Origin of the sequence: Nocardiopsis protaetiae, assembly GCF_045446735.1 — a bacterium.
Lineage (GTDB): Bacteria > Actinomycetota > Actinomycetes > Streptosporangiales > Streptosporangiaceae > Nocardiopsis > Nocardiopsis protaetiae.
Genome location: NZ_JBJJBV010000022.1, coordinates 18,418 through 39,056, shown reverse-complemented (window position 1 = coordinate 39,056; position 20,639 = coordinate 18,418). Strand labels below are relative to the sequence as shown.

Here is a 20,639-nt window from a genome sequence, read left to right as displayed (position 1 = left end):
CATGACGACCCCGCCGCCGGAAGGCGTCGACCCGCACAAGGCCAGCCCCGCCCGGCTCTACGACTACTACCTGGACGGCAAGGACAACTACCCGGTCGACCGCGAGGTGGGCGACCGGCTCCTGGAGAAGATCCCCGAGATCCGCTCGATGGCCCTCGCCAACCGGGCCTTCCTGCGCCGGGTGGTCCGATACATGGCCGGAGAAGGAATCGACCAGTTCCTCGATCTGGGGTCGGGGTTGCCCACCGCCGACAACACCCACGAAGTCGCCCAGACCGTCAACCCCGATGTCCGAGTGGTCTACGTCGACCACGACCCCATGGCTGTGGCCCACGGCAACGCGGTACTGGCCACCGACCCCGAGCGAACCGCCATGGTGGCCGCCGACCTGCGCAACCCCGCAAGCATCCTGTCCCACCCCGACACCAGGCGGTTGATCGACTTCGACCGACCGGTGGGCCTTTTGCTGATCGCGGTGCTGCACTTCCTGCCCGACGACACCCGCCCCTACGGGATCGTGCGCACCCTGCGCGACGTGCTCCCGACCGGATCGATAACGGCGATCAGCCACGTCGAGAACCAGACCGCGCCCGACCGAGCCGCCCTCATGGAGGAGGTCTACGCGAGCACGTCCGCTCCGGGCCGAACCCGCAGCCATGCGGAGATCAGCCGTTTCCTCGATGGCATGGAGATGGTGCACCCCGGGGTGACCTACGTGTGCGACTGGCGGCCGGAACTATGCGACACCTACTGGCCCCCGGATCAGGCCTGGGTGCTGGGCGGTGTCGGCCACATCTGAACACGCCCGGTTTTCTCCGACGCAGTCCTTTCTCCGCGGGTACCGTCCGCCCTTCCCTGCCTTGGAAGGGATCCCGCAGGTGGCCCCGTCCCGCAGGGGACCGGGACGGGGCCACCCCACCCACCCCCGACCTCCACACACCAACACGGAAAGCAACCAAATGATGTCTTCCAGGTCGCTGCCATCGCCGGGCCCGAGGTGACCGCCCACATGGTCAAACAGCCGGAAGCAGGCCGCCCCTCCCCCAGGAGCGCCAATGAGTGATCACCGTTCAGTCCCCACTGTCGTGCGCACCGGTGAGGAGGTGCCGTGTCTCTGAACCAGATCAATGGTGAAGTCGGAGGGGCCGCGGCCGTCGCGCAACTGCGCGATGTGCACGGGTCCGTGCACCTGACGGCTGCCCCTGCTCCGCAACCACCACCGTCTCCCCGCCAGCTCCCACCGCACCAGTTGTTCGTCGACCGCGAACCCGCGCGTGCCCACCTCGACCGGGCCTGGGACACCCGACACGGCACCTGCTGGGTCGCCGTCGAGGGAGCACCCGGCATCGGCAAGACCGCCCTGGTCGTCGACTGGTGGCACCGCAACCCCGATCGGTGGCCCGATGGCGTGGTCTACACGGATCTGTCCCGCAGCATCGCCGACACCACGCTCCGGCGGTGGTGCGCGGCTCTGGGTCACACCGGCCTCCCCGACGACCCGGGGCAGGCGGTGGAACTGTGGCGCACCTTGACGCACCACCTGCGTCTGCTGGTGGTGATCGACAACGCCGACCCCGCCCGCGCCGACGAGGTCCAGGACCTGCTCCCCGCGGGGTCCGGGTGTGCCGGGGTCGTGATCGGCACCCACGGGTGGACACGGCTCGTGGCTCGCGGCGGTCGCCTCGTCCGGCTGCCTCCGCTGGACACCGGCACGGTCTCCGGGCTCATCGCCCGCTTGGTCGACCGGCCCTTGCCGAGCGCGACCCTGGACGCCGCCGCTGCGGCCGCCGGCGGCTCTCCCCTGCTGGCCGGGTTGCACGCCTGCCTGCTCGCCCTCGCTCACCCCGACGACACGGAGACGCTCTCCATGCCCGATACCGTTGACCGCGCGCTGGACCTGCTTCCCGAGGGCACCGTCCGGGCGGCCGCACGGCTGGCCGCCCACCCCGGGCCGCACCTGTCGGCGGACCTGGCCGCCGCCTTGTGGAGCGTGCCCTTCGCACAGGCCGCGGCCGTGCTGGGCACCCTCACCGTCGCCCGGATCGTCACCGACCTGGGAGACCACCGCTACACCCTGCCCGGGCCGGTCCGCGTGGCCCTGGGCCTCCGCCTCACCGGCACCGACCGTGCCGAGGCCATCGACCGGGCCGCCCGTTTCCACCGGCTCCGGGTGGCCGCCGCCGACCTCGCGCTCAACACATGGCGATGGCGCGCTGATGGACAGGGGCTGGAGGAGGCCGCCCAGGCCCAGCAGACCGAGGAACGGACGTGGTTCCCCACCAAGGGTGCGGCGATGGCCTGGCTCGATGACGAGCTCGACAACCTGGTGGCCCTTGCCGGACTCCTGGCCGAGGACGAGCGCGTCGAGCTCTGGTGCATCGCCGAGCACATCGCCACCTACGTCAACCACCGCAAGCCCTGGGCGGCCGCCACGGTCCTGTACCACCACGGCATGGGAGCCGCCCTGGCCTGCGGCGACCAAGTGGCCATCGCCCTGATGCACCAGCGGGCCGCCGTCATCACCACCGACCCCGATGACCAGCGCGCGCACCTGGAGGCCGCCCTGGACACCTACCGGGCCGCCGACCACCCCGAAGGGGTGTGCTCGGCCGAGCAGTCCCTGGCCGACCACCTCAGCCAGACCGGGGACCTGGACGGCGCGGAGGAACTCTACTGCGCCTCGCTGGCGGGACACCTGGCGATCGGACGGGGCCGCGGAGCCGCGCTCACCCTCCGCAAACGCGCCGAGAACCGGGCCCGGATGGACCACATCGACGAGGCCGCCGCCGACTTCACTCACGCCCACCAAGCGCTCCTGGGTTTGGGATCCCCGGACACCTACCAGGCCACCCGCACGGTGCAGGGCCTGCTCCGGGTGCTGACCCTCACGCCCCCGGAGCCCGTCACCGTACGGGTGCTGGAGATGTTGGCGCAGCAGACGCTGCACCAGGCCCGCCTTGACGGCGCGGTCCACGAGCAGGCGGGTCTGCTCACGAGCCTGGCGGGCCTTGCCCGGATGCGCGGTGAACACGACCGCGCACACGCACTGGCCGATGCCGCTCGGCGGTTGATGGCACCGACCGGTCACCCCGGCAGCGACCCGCCGACGGCAACGCAGGCACCGGCACGGTGACCTCCGAGGAGCCCAACGGCCCGTGCCCGGCCACCGAGCCGTACCGCGACCAGACCCGTCACCTTCGTCTCAGCACCTCTACGTGGAGAAACGCCATGCCTCCTGCCCTTCTCACACCCGTTGCCTTCGAGTCCTTCCATGACGCCTACCTGGCCGTCCTGGAAGCGGTCACCACCGCCCCGGAGTACCGCACCTCCTCACGCGGCAACGACTCCGCCGAGGTCACCAACACGAGCTTTAGGCTCACCGACCCCCGCAACCGGCTGCCGTTCCTGGAGCGGCGGGCGGTCAACGTCGTCTACAACATCGCCGAGGCCCTGTGGTACGCGGCCGGGCGCGAGGACCTCGCCATGATCGGCTACTACGCGCCCGGCATGGGCGCCTACTCCGCCGACGGCAAGGTCCTCACCGGGACCGCGTACGGCACCAAGCTCTTCTCCCCCGACCGGGAGGAGGTCACCCAGTGGACGCGGGTGTTGGAGCTGCTGCGCGCCGACCCCGACACCAAACGCGCCGTGCTGGCCATCTACCGGGCCGAGGAACTCGCGGTGCCCGACAACCCCGATGTGTCCTGCACCCTGGCCGGCCAGTTCCTGCTGCGGCAGGGCCGGTTGCACCTGACGTGCTACATGCGCGGCAACGACGCCTACATGGGCATGGTCTCGGATGTGTTCGCGTTCACCTTCCTCCAGGAGGTGGCCGCCCGCGAACTCGGCGTCGAGCTGGGCCACTACACCCACCACGTCGGCTCCATGCACGTCAACGACCGCGACACCAAGGCCGTGCGGCGGGTGCTCAACGAACCCCGCACCCCCGGCTACGTCCGCCCCGACCCGCCCCTGCCGACCATGGGCGCCGACACCTCCATGGCCGTCATCGCCCAGGTCCTGGAGCACGAGGAGACGCTGCGCACCGACCGGACCGGCTACACCCCCGCCCAGGTGGCCGCGCTGCCGCTGCCCGCGTACTGGCGGCAGATCGTCCTGCTGTTCGAGGTGTACCGGCAGATCAAGCACACCGACGCCCCGGTGGGCGCCGCTCACCTGGCCGCGCTCGATCCCGGATACCGGTGGCTGGCCGCCCGGCGGTGGAAGAACCGCATGCCCGCGCAGGTCGCGGCGTGACGGCGCTCGTTCCCGGTGGCGGGTGGGGGCGGTGGACGGTGGCGCTGTGCAAACCGGACGCGACCCGCCGCGGCCTGGTCGACACCGTCCTGGAGCACATCGCCGCCCACGCCCACCTGGTGCACCGCCGCACCGTGGTCGTGGACGAGGAGCAGATCCGCGCCCACTACGCGGACATGCTCGCCCTCGATGACCGGTTCCCGTTCGACGTGGCCGCCGAGCTGCGCCGCAACTGGGTCGGCCAAAGGGTGACGGTCGCCCTGTTCCGCGGTCCCACCGACGACACCCCGCAGCGGGTCCGCGCGCTGCTGGGCCACTACGACCCTGCCCAGGCCGACCCGGACACCCTCCGGGGCCGCTACGGCACCGACTCCACCGCTGCTGCCCGCGCCGAGGGGCGGTTCATCGACAACCTCGTCCACACCAGCGACGACCCGGCCGGCGCCGAGCGTGAGTTCGGCGTGTGGTTCGGCCCGGCGTTCGCGCACCTGCTCACCTCCACCCTCCGATCCGAGGAGCCGTCACCATGACCGAGACCATGCTGACCGACGGGGCGTCGATCCCCGTCGGCCCCCGCGCCCTGGCCGTGATGCCCGCCGGACAGCAGGCCGGGCTGGACCCGTACATGGCGCAGATCATCACCAACCGCAAGAGCGGGCTGTCGCTGAACCACATCATCGGCTGCCCGCTGGACTGCGGCTACTGCGTCCGCCACTTCTGGGGCGACTTCGACAACAAGACCCCGCAGCTCCTGGTCACCACCGCAGAGGCGGTGGAGATACTCCTGGGCCATGAGGCGTTCGCCCCGCACACCACCCCGATCCAGCTCTTCAACAAGGCCACCGACCCGATGCTGCCCGGAGTCAAGCCGCACACCTTCGCGGTCCTGGAGGAGCTGGACCAGCGGGGCCTGCGCAACCTGGTGCTGATCATCACCCGCTTCCACGTCACCCGAGCCGACATGGAACGCTTCGAGGCCCTGGTCAACGTGCGGGTGACGCTGCTGTTCACCTACTCCGGCATCACCGACTCCCGGGTGGAGCCGATCGCGAAGTCCCAGGCCACGGTGAGGTCGATCGAGACCGCCGCCGCGCACCGCCGCCGCACGAAGGTCATCCTGTACTGGCGGCCCATCACCCCCGGGTGGAACGACGACCCGGACACGATGCGGGGCGTGCTCGACCTCGCCGACCGCGCCCAGGTCGACGCCCTGGTGTTCACCGGCTACTACCACAAGCAGGAGAACGCCACCTACCTGCGCGACCTCGGCGTGGAAGTGCCCTATAAGACCGACTACCAACGCCGCAAAGTGCTGCCCGAAGAGCTGGACGCAAAGGTCGTCCGGGCCTGGCAGAAGCACGGCACCGGTGTGCCGCTGTTCCGCAAAACGAGCTGCGGGGTCACCTACGCCCACCAGGTACCCGACTACAACGGCCACTGGGGCGTGCCGGAGCTGTGCGACATCTGCCCCGCCGCCCAGCGCAGGATCTGCGCCGACGACCACCGTGCGCCCACCCGGGACGAGTTCCGGGCCGCGCTGGACTCCTTCGGCTACGACACCGACGCCCCGTTCCTGGTCGAGGGCGGGCACGTGCTCACCCACGCCCTCGGCGAGCAGCGACGCTACGCTCTGCAACACCGGCTGCGGTTCCAGGTGTGGGAGGTCGACCACCCGCACCTGCACCGCGCGCACGGACGCACCCTGGCCGGGTACACCCTGAGCCAAGACGAACAGCACCGACTCGACCAGGCCCGACAGCGGCTCGCGGCGGCCGCACGCCACGAAGACGACTGACCGAACACGAGGGGGACCCGTCATGGCCGACCAGGCGTGGACGAGGATGCCGCTGGTCGCGCTGGACCTGGAGGGCACCGGCTCCCAGGACCGCGACCAGGAGGCGATCCTGGAGATCGCCCTGGTCCGGCTGGTCGACGGGTCCCCCGACCTGGCCACCGCCTACGACACCCTCGTCAACCCCGGCCGGCCGGTCCCCCGCCGTCCCTGGATCAGCCCCGGCCTGAACGACGACACCCTCAAAGCCGCGCCCCGCCCCGAGCAGATCGACGACGCCCTGGTGACCCGACTGGAGGGCCGCTACCTGGTGGGCCACAACATCGGCGTCGACAACAGGCTTCTCCGCCTGCGGCACCCGCGGGCGGCCCCGGCCGGGCTGATCGACACCCTGCGCCTGGCACGGGCCCTGGACGTGCCAGGCCCGAAAGGACTCGGCGCCCTGCTGGATCGGTTCGGGCTACGCGACCGTGTCAACGAGTTGGTCCCCACCGGCAGGCCGCACCGCGCGCTGTGGGACGCCGTGGCCGCAGCCCTCCTCTTGCGCGAACTGGCCACGCAGGGCGGGATCACGTCCTGGGCGGAACTGATCACCGCCGCCAGTGCAGAAACAATCCCAGACCAGCAGGGTCAGGAGACTTTGTTCTGACCAGGACAGGCTCACAGGCATTTCACTCGCCCAAGCCTGCGATGTCTTCGCTCGCGCTGATTCGGATACCACCTCAGGGTCCACGCGGCCGTCGTGGGAACCGCTCAACCGCAGCCGCATCGCCGACGCCGAAGGACTGGCCGAGACCGGCCAGCGCTTCCTCACCGAGCGCACCCAGCGGCAACGACGCATGGACGCCCCGACGCTGGGGCGCCTACGGGTAAATCTCGGACAGGCGCCCCCCGGTGTTCACCAAAGCCTCCACTGCACCTAAAAGATTAAGATCAAGATTTTTTGCACCCCTCGCTGGGATATCCCAGCTCCCCCAAGTAGGAGATTCTACTGCGCACCCCAGCAGCAAAATGCGACCAGTCGAGTTGTTCCACTGGCTCAACTGGACTCAGGGACTCCTTAGAAGAGGTGACGTAACAAACAGAGTCATACAAAGACTCATCAATAAGCCGCTGACAGAAAATCCCGAACCGATCCTGATAGGAAGCCCCCCGCCAAATAGCCTCAGGCGGAAGTGCGGCCTTCTTCGCGAAATTGACTGGACGCCGGGAGCCCTCATCGTCCTCCATAATGAAGAAGTACCCCAACCACGGCTTTTCCTTGGGATACAGATCAGCCAATACCGCACGACGAAGATCCACAGCGCTGCCCAGTGCCTCTTCCACACGGTTGTTGTAGTTTTTACCAAATGAAGGAGCGCCAAGAGCCTTCAGCTCAAAAGCCGCAACTAATGTCTGCTTCAGACTAACGACCACGTCCCACTGCTTCTGGGGTCGAAAATATCCCGGAAGCTCCAACCCTTGCTTTCGATCGATACGAATAGCATCTTCTGGGTAGCCAGCTTCGAGGAAGAACTTCTTGATCAGCCTCGCGACGCCATCAAAGTGCTTTCCACCTCTGACAGAACCAGCTGTTCCGGCGCCGACCGCACCTTTAATCTTGGAAATTTCACCCTGTTTATTTTTCACACCCCAGTACTCGGCGATAGCGTCCTCAAAGTCCTGACGAGTAACCGCCAACCTGTCCTCCTAGTCGGGAAGATGATCCAGGCCGTAGGCATCCAGTGCCGCTCGTGTTGCTGCCTCCACATCGCGGTTCCTGAAGGCCTCGGCTAGTTGCAACCGAACCTTATCGCTCAGCTCGGACGGTTCGGGAACCCGGATCTTGCGCAGGTACTGGGCTTGGAACCGCAAGGTTCCACCGCGCATCTTGACCGCATAGGCCTGAACGAAGGCCTGTGCGATCTTGGAGATCAACAGGCCGCCTAGAACCTCTAAGTCCCAGACATCGGAGACGATGTAATAGAGGTTGTGGTGAGGGTAGACACCCTCCTTGTCGAGGACCGGATGGATCGTGGTCTTCATGTCCGGGAGCAACAGCTTCGGTTTGCCCACCAGGGCATGATCGACCTTGTCAATGGTCTTATACCAGCGCTCGGGCTGTTGGACCGCGACGTAACGTTTGCGGAGTAGATGAGCGTTTTGTACGAGGTAAGTCCGCAGGCGCGGGAACCGGTCCAGGTCAACCAGTTCCCCGTTACGGGTCCAGGGGTTGACCAGGTAGTACCCCTGCCATTGGTAGGTGCCGGTCTTAGTGTCCCGGACCATGGCCAACGGCAGGAGCCGATCTTCCTCCACCAGGTTGGCATCGGTGGTGATGAAAACCTTGTCGGCGCCGGTCGCCACTCCGATGCCAACCCGTGTGCCGGCCGTGCGGTCTTCGAGGACACTGAAACGGTCGTTGAGGTCTTCCAGCATGGCCAGACGTGCTGGGGAAGCCGCGGGCCAGAGTTCAGTCCCGGAGAACCAGTGCGGCAGCCGTGCTGCTTGATAGGTCGGTTTCTCGATGACCTGGCTCTCTGGCTCCAGGCTCCAGTCGTAGAGCTCTCGTGCCTCAGCCTGGGAGAAGCCCTTCCTGGTGTCGGCTGCCACCGCGCTGCCCTGCTGTTGCTTGCTGATGATGGTGATGGCGGGGTAAGCGGAGACCTGTTCTTCAAAGGCATCCACGTCATGCATGGTCAGTACGAAGTCAACGCTGAAGCCTGAGGTCACGAGCTCGCGTAGACGTGCTCCGTACTGGTTGTGCATCCATCGGTCTGCGCAGATGAATCCGAGCTGTCCCTGTTCCCGGAGGGTGCGCAAGGCTGCCTCGTAGAAGCCAACGTAGATGTCAGCTCGGCCGCCCATGGTGGGGCATGCTGCCCGGTATCGAGCCATGCGCTCACGAGGAACATCTTCGAGGCGGATGTAGGGCGGGTTACCGACGACGAAGTCCACGGCTTGGCCGCGGTGGTGTGTCAGGAGGTAGTCACCTTGGGTGATCCAAGTTTGAACGGCATTCTCGACCGTCGATTCGTCCCACTCCTGCTCCTGCATCTGAGTGCGGACCAAGTCCCGGCTGGCCTTGACGTTCGCTTCGAACAGGTCGAAAGCCCGTAGCGCTTGCCGGGCTTCGTCCAGGTCGCGGTTGTGGAGCTTGCAGGATGCGCTGAGCCGTTGCACGATCGGGCCTAGGAACGCTCCGCTTCCGCACGCGGGCTCAACGATCGTGAACGTGGCGAGGTCGCGCTCGGGGGTGTAGCCCACCAGGTCCAGTATGAGCTCAACGACCCATCCGCGGGTGAAGACCTCCCCATGGGTGATGGCTTCACGCATCGAGGAGGGAAGTCGTTCGGTGGCATGTCGCAGGTCAACGGTAGTCACGAAACGACCCTATAGCGCTACTCTCCTCGCCCGTCCCCGAAGGAAATCCTGGCTTCGATGTACCTCGGTTCAAGGGAGCTGGGGAGGCGAGACCAGCACACACCATGGCCTCTAACGTAACCGGCACGAGACACCCGCGTCACCGATGACCTGGCCGACGTGCTCCACAGTCCCCCCGCCGAAGTGTGGTCGGGGGTGCGCATCGCCGGAGACACCCCACTGGAGGGGGTGTCGATGCGGTTGGCCGCCACCACCCCGAGCACCGGCCGGATGGTCGTCAAACCCCCCGCGCTCGGCAGCGACCTGGTCGCACCCGCCGTCCCAGCGCTCAACCCGGCCCTCCTCGCGGGGGCATTGCTGGCGTACCTGAGCGTGCGCAGGCTCCCGGGCGCCGACACCAAGGTGCGGTTCGAACTCGGTGCCATCGGCCACGGCCCCCAAGGTGAGCACCTGGCCCGGCAGATCATCGACCGCACCCGGGACTGGGACGTCGACCGGACCGCGATCCCCGAGATCACCGCCCACCAGACGGGTATGCCGGTGGAGAACCCCGACGGGGTGATCATCGAGAAGAACGACAGCATGCTAGTCGTGAGTCTGCGCTGACGAGTATGTGCGGCGAGGTGGTCCGCTGCGCCTGGGCCGGACGGCGCAGTGGCCCCTCGCCACGCCCTCTACCCGGGAGACGACACCGGGTGCGCCGGGCTTTCAGATGTCGGACTCGATGAGGTCGGCTCCTTCGGTGAGGGCTCCGGCAACGTCACCGTCCCTCCATGTCACGGCGAGGAGCACGGCCAGGGCCCGCGCCTGTGCGGCGGCAAGCCGGAGTTTGACCGCCTCGGAGCCGACCCAGGTGACCAGGCAGACCCAGGGCACACCGTGCTCTCCTGCGGACAGGTCATCGCGTTCGGCGTAGACGGTCACCGGATGGCCGGTCCGGTCGTGCAGGAGCCGCAGGTGCCGGACCGCATCCGAGGCGCTGGCATCGTGGTCGTTCTCGCACCACGCAGGGCAGGCGAACATGGTCGGGGCCGTTCTGGGGTGCGGAAGATTTTCAAGCGGGGAGGTCCATCGGACCGGGTGCAGTCGCTCCGGAGCGGTACGGCAGACACGCAGATGCGGACCGAACCGCGCCCCGTACACCTCACGGCCCTCGATGTCCGACCCGAGGTGATGGATCGGGACACCGAACAGGCCAGCCCACCGGCCCAGCGCGGACCGGCTCATGGTCTCGCGCACCTCGAACACCGTGCGGGGAGTCATGGGCGGCGCACCTCCCGGGACCGGGCGCGACGCAGCCCGGCAGCGGCCTCCACCGCCAGATCGGCCAACCGCTCCAGTGCGGCGACCCGCTCGTCCGGAGTGCCCGCGGAGACCACCGCAGGGGTGATGTCGATGTAGCACCCGGCAATGACCAGGGATGTCGCAGCTCCCGAACCCATGGGGTCGTGCGTGAGTCGGACATCGGTCTCGGTGAGGTCGGTGATGGTGACGACGGTCGTGGCGTGCATCAGGCACCACCCGCCGTCCCGCCCATGCGTTCACGGACAGCGATCAGGGCGGTGATGAGGGCTTCCACGTAGGGGGCGTCGAGGTCGTCGAAGCCGGTCTGCAGGTGCAGCGTGACGCCGGGAGCCAGGTCGAGCAGAACGGCCCCGGGGGTCAGGTCCGGCACATCTGCGGACCATGTGAGATGGACGTCGGCCGCATCCGGCTGGGTGATGGACACCTGGTCCACATGGGTACGGGCGGTGACCAGGGCGGTGCTCACACTCCCACCCCCACGGCCTGTCGCCGACGGACGGCCACAGCCGGATCCGCGGGGTCGAGGTGCGGGTGCGGGTGCGGGGTGGAGATCTCTTGCAGCACGGCGACACCCAGCCGGTCGCGGTCTTGCATCCGGCGGCGGCGTTCCTCTTCCCAGGCCCGGTAGTAGGGGCGGACAGGGCTCTCGTCGAGGACCGGGGACCGCCAGGTGGAGGGGAGGGAAGCGGTCCATCTCGGAGGCTGAGTGGCCGGCACGCGCCGGACAGTGCGGGGGGTCGGTTGCGGTCGGTGGTGTCGGCGGCCAGGGGTGGGCTGGGGTCGGCGGGCGTGGCGGCCCGTGGAGGGCGGGGTCAGCACACGCCGAATCGATGCGGACAGTAACCGATACAGGTGCATGGAGTGTCTCTCCTGACTCACGGAGGGATCCGGTGGGAACCGGTGAGCCCCATCATGAGCCCGCAAGTTCTAAAACGCAATATCTAAAAAGGAATACCTGGATCCAGAAGGTACCCTGGGGCGGCGTAGGATTTGCGCACACGTAGGAGCGAGAGGTTCGATGCATAGCCCGACCGCGCGACGGCGGACCCTCAGCGCAGAGCTGGCGAAGCTGCGACGGGAACACCGCCAGCCAGACGGCACCCCGACGACAGCCGCCCACGTCGCGTCCACACTCGGCTGGCAGCAGTCGAAGCTGTCCCGGATCGAGACCAACCAGTGGAAGCGCCCCTCGCCCCGGGACGTGCAGGACCTGCTGGACTACTACGGCGCCGAAGACGAGAGCTATCGGTCGTACATCCTCAAACTGGTCACCGAGGGCAGAAGCAAGGCCTGGTGGACCGAGATCGAGGACCTGTACGCGTCCACGAACTACATCGGCCTCGAATCCGCGGCCACACGGGTACGGACCTGGTCGCCCATGCTCGTCCCCGGCCTGTTCCAGACCCGGGACTACGCGGCCGCCCTGTTCGCCGGGGCGGACATCCGCAACCCCGAGGAGGTCGAGCGGCGCATCGACGCCCGGATGCACCGCCAGCAGCTACTCGCACACACCGACCCGCCCCGGGTCTGGGCCGTCATCGACGAGTCCGCCCTGCGAAAGGCCGTCGGCGGGCGAGACGTTCAAGCAGGCCAGGTCCGCCATCTGCTCACCATCACGGAGCAGGAGAACCTGACCCTGCAGGTGATGCGCGATGCCGCCGGCGCACACGCGGGGATGGCAGGCGCCTTCACCCTCCTGGACTTCGAGGCGGGAGATCAGCCGGTGGTGCACCTGGAGAACTTCAGCGAGTCCCTCCTGCTGGAGGCACCGGAGAAGACCGACCGGTACGACTGGCTCTTCCACCATGTGTCGGCCGCGGCGTCCTCCCCCGCGGACACCACCGTGTACCTGCACGAACTACTGACCGAACTGGAAGCCCCGTGACCCACCAACTCCACCCCGAAGACTTCGAGTACCGCAAGTCGAGCTACTCCTCCGCCCATGGTCAGGAATGCGTGGAGGTCGGCGACCTACCCGGAGTGTCGGCCGTACGCGACACTCGGCACCGGGAACTCGGCGCCCTGTTGTTCCCGTCGGATGAGTGGTCGAACCTCGTGACCGCTACCAAGCGAGCACATCCTTAGCCTCCGACCCACCTGACCAGGAAGATAGGATTCCATCGTTTACTGGGACCCTTCCACCGTCCCTTATCGAGAAACAGCTGTACCAGGTCGCCAATCTTCGTCACGTGATGAACGCACGACGCCACAACGACGGCTTGCCCATGCCCTTGACTCCGCGCAAGGGTGAGCGCAGAGTCAGGAAAGCCCTGATCTGGACCAATGCCAATCCCGCGAAGATGAGCCGGTGGCTTGCCTGATCCCGGCAGGCTGACCGGTGGGTACCATGCGAGTGGCAACGACGCAGTGAAACCTCGCGCATGCACTTCTGGGGCTCGGCGAAAACGCTTCGGCCCAGGAAGTCGCCCGCGAGACGGTCTCTCGCATCGGACCCGCCTCCGACTGCGAAAACGCCGTGGTCAGCGGGACGCTGGCCTACCCCGACGGTTGGGGCATCCACGGCTCACCCCCGCTCGCGCGGGGAAGGGACCACCACCGGTGAGATCCAGATCGTGCTGTCCGGCTCACCCCCGCTCGCACGGGGAAGGGGTCGTCCTCAAGTCCACCAAGGCGGCCGCCGTCGGCTCACCCCCGCTCGCGCGGGGAAGGGACGTACCTGACCGTGGGCGAGGAGGCCGGGATCGGCTCACCCCCGCTCGCGCGGGGAAGGGGCCGTCCACGCCACCGTGGCCAACCGCACCGCCGGCTCACCCCCGCTCGCGCGGGGAAGGGCTCATGGCCGTGTGGGTGGACGAACACCTCTACGGCTCACCCCCGCTCGCGCGGGGAAGGGGGGTCCACACCGGGGTCGGCGCACGCGGCGTCCGGCTCACCCCCGCTCGCGCGGGGAAGGGCGGGCTTTGCACGGTCGTGTGTTCCGAGTTGACGGCTCACCCCCGCTCGCGCGGGGAAGGGGCGCTCCAGGCGCTTGACCTCCGCACCGGAGGCGGCTCACCCCCGCTCGCGCGGGGAAGGGTGCGACGGCTGCGGATACCGCACTCACAATGGCGGCTCACCCCCGCTCGCGCGGGGAAGGGGCTTCGTCCGGGTCGCCGGTCCGCTCCGGGATCGGCTCACCCCCGCTCGCGCGGGGAAGGGACCGCCGAGGCCGCCGCCCGCCTCGGGATGGGCGGCTCACCCCCGCTCGCGCGGGGAAGGGGGATCAGGCCGGTGAACTCCCCTGCGACGTGGCGGCTCACCCCCGCTCGCGCGGGGAAGGGGGAAGCGCGGACAGGATCGGGAAGCGCACCGACGGCTCACCCCCGCTCGCGCGGGGAAGGGTCCGCCGACGACCACCCGAAGATCGACATGATCGGCTCACCCCCGCTCGCGCGGGGAAGGGTCGGGTGTCGGAGATCATCGCTGAGGTTCGCGCGGCTCACCCCCGCTCGCGCGGGGAAGGGTTGTTCCAGTACGTGATGCACGCGCTGTGCGGCGGCTCACCCCCGCTCGCGCGGGGAAGGGGGCATCTCCAACGTCACGTACAGGACCGGCATCGGCTCACCCCCGCTCGCGCGGGGAAGGGTCACCCTGCGCCCGACGGGCGGCGCGGCGGGCCGGCTCACCCCCGCTCGCGCGGGGAAGGGAGCAGGGTGCCCTCGGGCTCCGCGCCCACCGGCGGCTCACCCCCGCTCGCGCGGGGAAGGGGGAGGAGCACCGCGCCTACCGGGCCGCGCACGCGGCTCACCCCCGCTCGCGCGGGGAAGGGCGGGCGGCACCACGCCCAGCCGGAGCCGTGCCCGGCTCACCCCCGCTCGCGCGGGGAAGGGGCGCTCGCGGGTGTGGTCCTGATGGCGGCCGACGGCTCACCCCCGCTCGCGCGGGGAAGGGGGCGTAGGCATCCATCACAGGGGGGGTCTCGGCGGCTCACCCCCGCTCGCGCGGGGAAGGGGGTTCGGGGGCGCCGACGGCCCGACGCATCAGCGGCTCACCCCCGCTCGCGCGGGGAAGGGGGGAGCGCATCGCCGCCCAGCGTGAGGCCGGGCGGCTCACCCCCGCTCGCGCGGGGAAGGGGGTCGTCCACGGCGGCCGGGTGGGGTTCGTAGCGGCTCACCCCCGCTCGCGCGGGGAAGGGGGGCTCGGTGGCGGCGGCCATCACGGAGAAGCCGGCTCACCCCCGCTCGCGCGGGGAAGGGCCTCCCCACGCCACTGCGCCCCCCTGGGGCGCCGGCTCACCCCCGCTCGCGCGGGGAAGGGATCGCCGCCGACATGGCCGCCGCCATGTCCCGCGGCTCACCCCCGCTCGCGCGGGGAAGGGCCCACGCGGCGGACCCGAAAGCACGGCACCCGCGGCTCACCCCCGCTCGCGCGGGGAAGGGGTCTGGCGCGGGTGCGGCAGGGAGGCGTGGAACGGCTCACCCCCGCTCGCGCGGGGAAGGGGGCCTGGTCCAGATGCTGGACCCCGAGGCCGACGGCTCACCCCCGCTCGCGCGGGGAAGGGACATACCGGTGGCGCGTCAAAACGTGGGACAGCGGCTCACCCCCGCTCGCGCGGGGAAGGGATGTCCCACCCGCGGCCGCCCTTCGTGCCGAACGGCTCACCCCCGCTCGCGCGGGGAAGGGTGGACCTGCTGCGGGATGGTGGTGTAGGTCAACGGCTCACCCCCGCTCGCGCGGGGAAGGGCACGGGGTGACCGCGTGGGGCCCGGCGACAGCTGGCTCACCCCCGCTCGCGCGGGGAAGGGCAGATGCTGGACCCCGAGGCCGACTGGAACACCGGCTCACCCCCGCTCGCGCGGGGAAGGGGCAACGAGATCTGGCGCACCGCCCCCGGCAGTCGGCTCACCCCCGCTCGCGCGGGGAAGGGCCTTGTGGGAGGGGCGTTCCGGGGCAGTTTGACGGCTCACCCCCGCTCGCGCGGGGAAGGGCCCTCCGGGCTGCCCCACCGGCGGGACATCCGCGGCTCACCCCCGCTCGCGCGGGGAAGGGGTCATGCCGCGCCGCAGGTAGGTGTCGAACACCGGCTCACCCCCGCTCGCGCGGGGAAGGGCGGTCGACCTGCCCGCCCGGGACGAGCTCCCGCGGCTCACCCCCGCTCGCGCGGGGAAGGGACGGTGCGGTCGTCGTACCCCTGGGTGTGCCACGGCTCACCCCCGCTCGCGCGGGGAAGGGTGCCGGAGCCGGGCGGACAGGCGACCGTCCCCCGGCTCACCCCCGCTCGCGCGGGGAAGGGGGGTTCGCCCACAGGGCCGCGTTGAGGAGCCACGGCTCACCCCCGCTCGCGCGGGGAAGGGCGGGGGAGGCGGTCGGGGCGGTCACAGGGCGCCGGCTCACCCCCGCTCGCGCGGGGAAGGGTCGACCTCGCGGTCCCCGTACCCGACCCGGACCGGCTCACCCCCGCTCGCGCGGGGAAGGGTGTTCGCCGTGAGCCCCGAGACGACCCCGTTCCGGCTCACCCCCGCTCGCGCGGGGAAGGGTCGCCAACTACGAAGCCGAGTACGCCGGGACGCGGCTCACCCCCGCTCGCGCGGGGAAGGGGACTCCTCACCCGGCGTCCACGCGTTCGTGGTCGGCTCACCCCCGCTCGCGCGGGGAAGGGTCATCCCGATCACGGACGCCGCGTGCCGGGCGCGGCTCACCCCCGCTCGCGCGGGGAAGGGGCGTCACCCAGGACCAGGGTGCACAGGTCGGACGGCTCACCCCCGCTCGCGCGGGGAAGGGTCGTGGATGGTGATCTGGCCGGGGGTGGTGATCGGCTCACCCCCGCTCGCGCGGGGAAGGGCTCATGGCTCACAGAGGAGGAGGGCAAGTGAGCGGCTCACCCCCGCTCGCGCGGGGAAGGGACTTCCTGACCTGCAGATCTACAAGGAGGTTACCTTTTTGTTATCTTCCGGATTGAGGGTTCCCTCCGTGGCCCCGAAAGCGATCAGTGTCAACCCATCGAAGTCGATGGGGCGCCGTCGACGTTGGCCGGCAGTACGAACCTCGAAGCCTTGTTCGTTGTCGCTGGGGTAGAGGAGCACGGCCAGCCCATCAGCCACACAGGCGCTGACTGCATCCCACAGCTCGTCCCGTACGCGAGCGGAGACCGTTCCCACATAGAGCTCAGGAGTCACCTCCAGCAACCACCGCGACAACGCGCCCCGCAGGTGGTCCGGCACGGCGGTGGCACTGATGGCGATCATGTTCGACAAACCGGTTCACCTTCTTCTTTCTCGTCGGATAGGAACAATCACCATTCATCCGAACTGTGATTCATCGCACCCGGAACTGCACCCGAGATGGGATCCCATAGATCCACGACCTGCTCCTCCAAGTCCGGTGATTGCACATCAGCACCAGGTAGAAGGAGACGTTGGATATCGGCCACGATGCGAGGCAGGAGCGCGAACAGACGCAACCCTTCTCGAAATCCAACTCGTGCCTGTTGTTCAGGGCTGGATGAGGCATGGAGAGAGAAAGCCAGCGGGATCGTCAGCTCGGCCTTGTACAGGTCAGCGATGTCGTAGACAAAGGCTTGCTGGTTACCACTGTGGACAAAACCCAGGGCTGGCGAACACCCCAACGCGAAGATAGCCGCGTGCACGATGCCGTACAAGCAGGTATTGGCCGAGGAAAGTGCGCGGTTGACCGGGTCCTGGTCATCCCAGTCCTCAGGGTTATAGGAGCGGCGGAACCGGCTGAGCTTGTATTGCTGAGCCAGTAGCCGATACATCGCTTTGACTCGTTGGCCTTCCATCCCTCGTAGTTGAGCGATGGAGGTCTCGTCCTGCACGGTTCCAGCACCGAAGCGGCGTTCATACATGCGTCTGGCGACCGCCGAGCGTTGTTCGTCATCGGCCCAGGCTCGGGCTTGGTGCTCCAGCCAAGTGGTGCTCAGTGAACTGGGCACCATGGCCGAGTAGCAGCGCACGCCTCCAGCACCGCTGATGAGGACCGTGGTGCCGTGGCGAGAGAAGGTGGTCAGCGCTCGGGCCGTGATGGAGGTTCCTGGTCCCAGCAGGACACAGCTGAGCGCAGCGGTGGGAAGGTAGACCAGTTCCTTACCGCGCTGTTCGGTTTCGACCTGGGCGCAGACTCCCGTGTCGTCCTGGTATACACGCACGATGTCCAGATAGAGGAAGGACAGGGAGTCCGCAATCCGGGGGAGCATCGCCACCGTCGGTGCGGCCAACCGTTGTCGTGCGCTCTTACTCATAGGAGGCCCCGTGCGGGGGCAAGGCTGAGCAGGCCGCACCCGTAAGCCTTACCGCGACCGACACCGGTAATGGTGCGTTCTCGGAGCAGGAGAGCGTTGGTGATCTGGGCAGTCCCCTCGAAGAGGGTACGAGCGTGACGGATCTTGTGGCGTCCCTCTTTACGTTCGCCACGCGCGGCGTCCAGGGCATGGGATGCGATGTGATGGAGCTTGAGTCCGGATGCCTCGGCCTGCCGGGTCCACCATTCCTCAGCGTCCGCACCCACTAGAGGGACAACGGAATTAACGTCGCTCTTCGCCTTGGTGGTATGTCCGGGGCGGCGTACAGCATTGGCGGCAATGCGGTAACGCACGTAACGACCTGTTTTGAGGGCGTCCAGGAACACGCTGAGGTCCTTGGTCTGCCCGGAGCCGTAGTGTTCGGGCAGTCGGCTCAGTTCGGGCTCGATGTTGCTCTGCAGGAGGATCTGTGGCCCGCGGGGTGTGTCCTCAACACGAAAGAGCACACCGAAAGTCCGCCGAGCCTCCTGGCCGGCCCCGTCCGGGAAAAGGGACATCAGTCTGTGGTGCATGCCAACGGCGCTGCCCAGGTCGCGGCGGGCCTCGCGTGAGCGCAGGTCGGGTCGGATCTGTGTGATCCAGTGAGTCATGGACTGATCCTTCCGTGCTCTGTGGTGCGGTACTCACTCAGATAGGTTCCGATGGCTTCCAGGTAGTGCCTGCCCAGTCCACCGCATTGGCGCCGGCCCATTTGCAGTTCCCGTTGGAAAAGAGGGCGCGTGCGGTAAGAGCGGTGGTGGGTGTGAAAGGTACGAGGATCATCGTCGATCTCACCGATGGGGTCCGCTCCGTTCGCCGCATGTGTATCGAACCGGTCCTCGATGATTGTGGCCAGGCGATTGTCCAACGGTGCATCACCGTAGAAGAGCACATGCGCATGCCCTGCCGTATGAGTGGCGGCGGGTGCAGCACGGTGCAGGGGCAGATGAGTCAGGTGCCACCAGGGGTTGTGGGTGTGCCCCAGAAAGAAAGGTCCGGTGGGTGGGCAGGAACGTCGCCCCAAGTAGGGCGCCCAAGTGGGCGCTTCCAGAGCGTGAGCGCAGGCCCGAATCAGGTCGCTGTGGTCGGTGGTACCGGTGATGGCCACAGTGAAGGCGGCGTCCTGGAGGTAATACCGGTGAGAGAGCAGGGTGGCCTGTTTGATACCGCGTTTCTTGCCTTCGGCCGTGGTGACGGTCTCCTTTGCCGGCAGACCTCCTCCAACGGTGTGCAGATCACGCAGCAGATGCCCGGGACGGTCCACACGCACGGTGAGTGAAAGTTGGGTGAGGTCGTCGATGGAGGCACCGCGAGCGCGACCGAGGGCAGAACTGAGCAGGCCCAGGACCCCGGAGCGGGTGGGGAAGGCAGCTGTGTCACGCTCGTTGTAGTGGCTGCGTTGTCCCCAGGACTGCAGAGGGGCGGACAGGTGCAGCAACAGGCCGGGAACCTGCTCGCGTGTAGGTTCAGGGTTGCTCGTCACTGCTGCTCCGGGGGCAGTGCGACGTCCACGGCGGAGCTGATCAGATCCAGCAGGGAGTCTTTGCGCTCGCCCAACCCTTCCACCTCACCCGCGTGAGTGCCTGCCCATGCTGCCTGCAGCCGGCCGCGTTCTCCCAGCAGACGGTGGGCCGCCGCGGCGTACTCGGCCAGGTGAACAGCGGAAGGACGGGCGTAGCCTCCGTCACGACCGGCCGCCACCGGCTCTTCAAAAGCTGCGGCGAACGAGACCGGACGGTCGGAGCGCACCGCGATGTGTGCGATGTCAGGGACGGTGTGCGGAGCGGTTGCGGTCTTCTTCGCCTGGGGAATGGACAGTATGAAAGCCTCCAGGAAAGCCGCGACCAGTTCCCTGGCCGAGGCACGGTCCCCCTTGATGTTGTTCAGCAGGTCGTCCAGATCCACGGTCGCGTACCGGTAGAACACGCCTGCGCTGAACTCGGTGTTGCCCATGTGTGCGCTGCCGGTGGTGTCGCCCCAGGCGTCGGTGATGTCGTCCACAGCAGCGAAGTAGTCGAGTTCGGTGTCCGTGGCGTGGGTGGTGAAGGCGTGTGCGACCTGCACGGCACCGTCCACTCCGGCGTCGTCGACTTCGGCGAGCATGCGCCCGAAGAGGTGGATGACACCGTTGGTGGAGCGCAGCACCGCATCGATGTCCTCCTTGGACAGAACGCTCTTGCTCCCCTTCTTCATGTCGGAAGCCGCTTCGAGGGTAGAGCGGTGCGCCTCTGCGAGGTCAGCGAGCTCGGCGATCGCCGGGGCGGGCACGTAGACCATGGCGTTGGTGGACCAGGCGGGGACTTCGTCACTGGGCGGATCGGCCTTGATGCTGGATCCGGCCGCGATGTGCTGGCCCGCGCGACGCGCCAGGTCCTGGGGCCATTGACGGTCTTCCAGCAGGACCCGCTCCACAGCTTCTCCGATGCGACGGGTACGCACCGCTGCTTGACCGGTGATGCGCTGGAAGTCTGCTCGGGTGGCGCGCTTCCAGCTCTGGCTGCTGACCCGGGTACGCGTCCTGTCTCCGAATTCGACCTGTTTTACCGAGTTGGTGTCATCGCGGTTCAGATTCGCATAAGGGACGCTCTGGATGAGGTGAATGTCGATGAAGCGTCCGGGAATGTCCGAGGGTCGGCGCTGCATGAGGTTCTCTCTTTCACGTGCGCGGATGTGATGTGGTGGAGT

General features: G+C 68.2%; 19 protein-coding genes and 1 CRISPR repeat array. Of the genes, 9 read left to right on the top strand and 10 right to left on the bottom strand.

Annotated features, from left to right (window positions below):
- The first annotated feature begins 1 nt into the window (after position 1).
- The 6 genes from ACJOT3_RS05775 (at position 2) to ACJOT3_RS05750 (ending at position 6,698) form a co-directional block, all read left to right on the top strand.
- Positions 2-799, top strand: a complete 798-nt coding sequence (locus tag ACJOT3_RS05775; protein ID WP_406969553.1) for an SAM-dependent methyltransferase — start codon at positions 2-4, stop codon at positions 797-799.
- Positions 800-1,108: 309 nt separating this feature from the next.
- Positions 1,109-3,133 carry a hypothetical protein gene (locus ACJOT3_RS05770; RefSeq protein WP_406969551.1) on the top strand — a complete coding sequence of 675 codons (2,025 nt, stop codon included), beginning with the start codon at positions 1,109-1,111 and terminating at the stop codon, positions 3,131-3,133.
- 95 nt (positions 3,134-3,228) lie between these two features.
- Positions 3,229-4,257, top strand: coding sequence for a thymidylate synthase (locus tag ACJOT3_RS05765; RefSeq protein ID WP_406969549.1), 1,029 nt, complete (start codon positions 3,229-3,231; stop codon positions 4,255-4,257).
- The gene (locus tag ACJOT3_RS05760) at positions 4,254-4,787 is read left to right on the top strand and encodes a nucleoside-diphosphate kinase (protein ID WP_406969547.1); all 534 of its coding nucleotides are present in this window, start codon (positions 4,254-4,256) and stop codon (positions 4,785-4,787) included. Before ACJOT3_RS05765 ends, ACJOT3_RS05760 begins: the two co-directional genes overlap by 4 nt.
- A complete protein-coding gene (locus ACJOT3_RS05755; RefSeq protein WP_406969545.1) occupies positions 4,784-6,052 on the top strand; it encodes a radical SAM family protein in 1,269 nt (422 codons plus the stop codon). The genes ACJOT3_RS05760 and ACJOT3_RS05755 overlap by 4 nt, the downstream gene beginning before the upstream one ends.
- A 22-nt stretch (positions 6,053-6,074) precedes the next feature.
- A complete protein-coding gene (locus ACJOT3_RS05750) occupies positions 6,075-6,698 on the top strand; it encodes a 3'-5' exonuclease (RefSeq protein WP_406969543.1) in 624 nt (207 codons plus the stop codon).
- 284 nt (positions 6,699-6,982) lie between these two features.
- Here the strand turns inward: ACJOT3_RS05750 and ACJOT3_RS05745 are convergent, their stop codons facing one another.
- Together ACJOT3_RS05745 and ACJOT3_RS05740 are read right to left on the bottom strand one after the other, a co-directional pair.
- Positions 6,983-7,729 carry a PaeR7I family type II restriction endonuclease gene (locus tag ACJOT3_RS05745; RefSeq protein WP_406969541.1) on the bottom strand — a complete coding sequence of 249 codons (747 nt, stop codon included), beginning with the start codon at positions 7,727-7,729 and terminating at the stop codon, positions 6,983-6,985.
- Between the two features lie 9 nt (positions 7,730-7,738).
- Positions 7,739-9,412, bottom strand: a complete 1,674-nt coding sequence (locus ACJOT3_RS05740; RefSeq protein ID WP_406969539.1) for an Eco57I restriction-modification methylase domain-containing protein — start codon at positions 9,410-9,412, stop codon at positions 7,739-7,741.
- A 159-nt stretch (positions 9,413-9,571) separates the two neighbouring features.
- Between ACJOT3_RS05740 and ACJOT3_RS05735 the strand changes: the two genes are divergently transcribed.
- Entirely contained in the window at positions 9,572-10,018 is a 447-nt protein-coding gene (locus tag ACJOT3_RS05735; protein ID WP_406969537.1) for a class I SAM-dependent methyltransferase, read from the top strand.
- A 102-nt stretch (positions 10,019-10,120) separates the two neighbouring features.
- Here the strand turns inward: ACJOT3_RS05735 and ACJOT3_RS05730 are convergent, their stop codons facing one another.
- Genes ACJOT3_RS05730 through ACJOT3_RS05720 form a run of 3 tightly spaced genes read right to left on the bottom strand, consistent with a single transcriptional unit; the run spans position 10,121 to position 11,183 of the window.
- A complete protein-coding gene (locus ACJOT3_RS05730; protein WP_406969535.1) occupies positions 10,121-10,660 on the bottom strand; it encodes a hypothetical protein in 540 nt (179 codons plus the stop codon).
- 11 nt (positions 10,661-10,671) lie between these two features.
- Positions 10,672-10,923, bottom strand: coding sequence for a hypothetical protein (locus ACJOT3_RS05725; protein WP_406969533.1), 252 nt, complete (start codon positions 10,921-10,923; stop codon positions 10,672-10,674).
- A complete protein-coding gene (locus tag ACJOT3_RS05720; RefSeq protein ID WP_406969531.1) occupies positions 10,923-11,183 on the bottom strand; it encodes a hypothetical protein in 261 nt (86 codons plus the stop codon). Before ACJOT3_RS05720 ends, ACJOT3_RS05725 begins: the two co-directional genes overlap by 1 nt.
- A 552-nt stretch (positions 11,184-11,735) precedes the next feature.
- Between ACJOT3_RS05720 and ACJOT3_RS05715 the strand changes: the two genes are divergently transcribed.
- A complete protein-coding gene (locus ACJOT3_RS05715) occupies positions 11,736-12,602 on the top strand; it encodes a helix-turn-helix domain-containing protein (protein ID WP_406969529.1) in 867 nt (288 codons plus the stop codon).
- Positions 12,599-12,802 (top strand): DUF397 domain-containing protein, encoded by a 204-nt coding sequence (locus ACJOT3_RS05710; protein WP_406969527.1) that lies wholly within the window; start codon positions 12,599-12,601, stop codon positions 12,800-12,802. Before ACJOT3_RS05715 ends, ACJOT3_RS05710 begins: the two co-directional genes overlap by 4 nt.
- A 435-nt stretch (positions 12,803-13,237) precedes the next feature.
- Positions 13,238-16,560: a CRISPR direct-repeat array (repeat unit 29 nt; unit sequence CGGCTCACCCCCGCTCGCGCGGGGAAGGG).
- A gap of 18 nt (positions 16,561-16,578) precedes the next feature.
- Here ACJOT3_RS05710 and cas2e read toward each other — a convergent pair.
- The 5 genes from cas2e to cas7e are packed head-to-tail and all read right to left on the bottom strand — an operon-like array spanning position 16,579 to position 20,597.
- Complete coding sequence (cas2e, locus tag ACJOT3_RS05705) at positions 16,579-16,902, bottom strand: type I-E CRISPR-associated endoribonuclease Cas2e (RefSeq protein WP_406969621.1); 324 nt, start codon at positions 16,900-16,902, stop codon at positions 16,579-16,581.
- A 47-nt stretch (positions 16,903-16,949) separates the two neighbouring features.
- A complete protein-coding gene (gene cas1e / locus ACJOT3_RS05700; RefSeq protein ID WP_406969525.1) occupies positions 16,950-17,915 on the bottom strand; it encodes a type I-E CRISPR-associated endonuclease Cas1e in 966 nt (321 codons plus the stop codon).
- A complete protein-coding gene (gene cas6e / locus ACJOT3_RS05695; protein ID WP_406969523.1) occupies positions 17,912-18,565 on the bottom strand; it encodes a type I-E CRISPR-associated protein Cas6/Cse3/CasE in 654 nt (217 codons plus the stop codon). The genes cas1e and cas6e overlap by 4 nt, the downstream gene beginning before the upstream one ends.
- Positions 18,562-19,437 (bottom strand): type I-E CRISPR-associated protein Cas5/CasD, encoded by an 876-nt coding sequence (gene cas5e, locus ACJOT3_RS05690; protein WP_406969521.1) that lies wholly within the window; start codon positions 19,435-19,437, stop codon positions 18,562-18,564. Before cas5e ends, cas6e begins: the two co-directional genes overlap by 4 nt.
- Positions 19,434-20,597, bottom strand: coding sequence for a type I-E CRISPR-associated protein Cas7/Cse4/CasC (gene cas7e / locus ACJOT3_RS05685; protein WP_406969519.1), 1,164 nt, complete (start codon positions 20,595-20,597; stop codon positions 19,434-19,436). The genes cas5e and cas7e overlap by 4 nt, the downstream gene beginning before the upstream one ends.
- Positions 20,598-20,639: the final 42 nt, after the last annotated feature.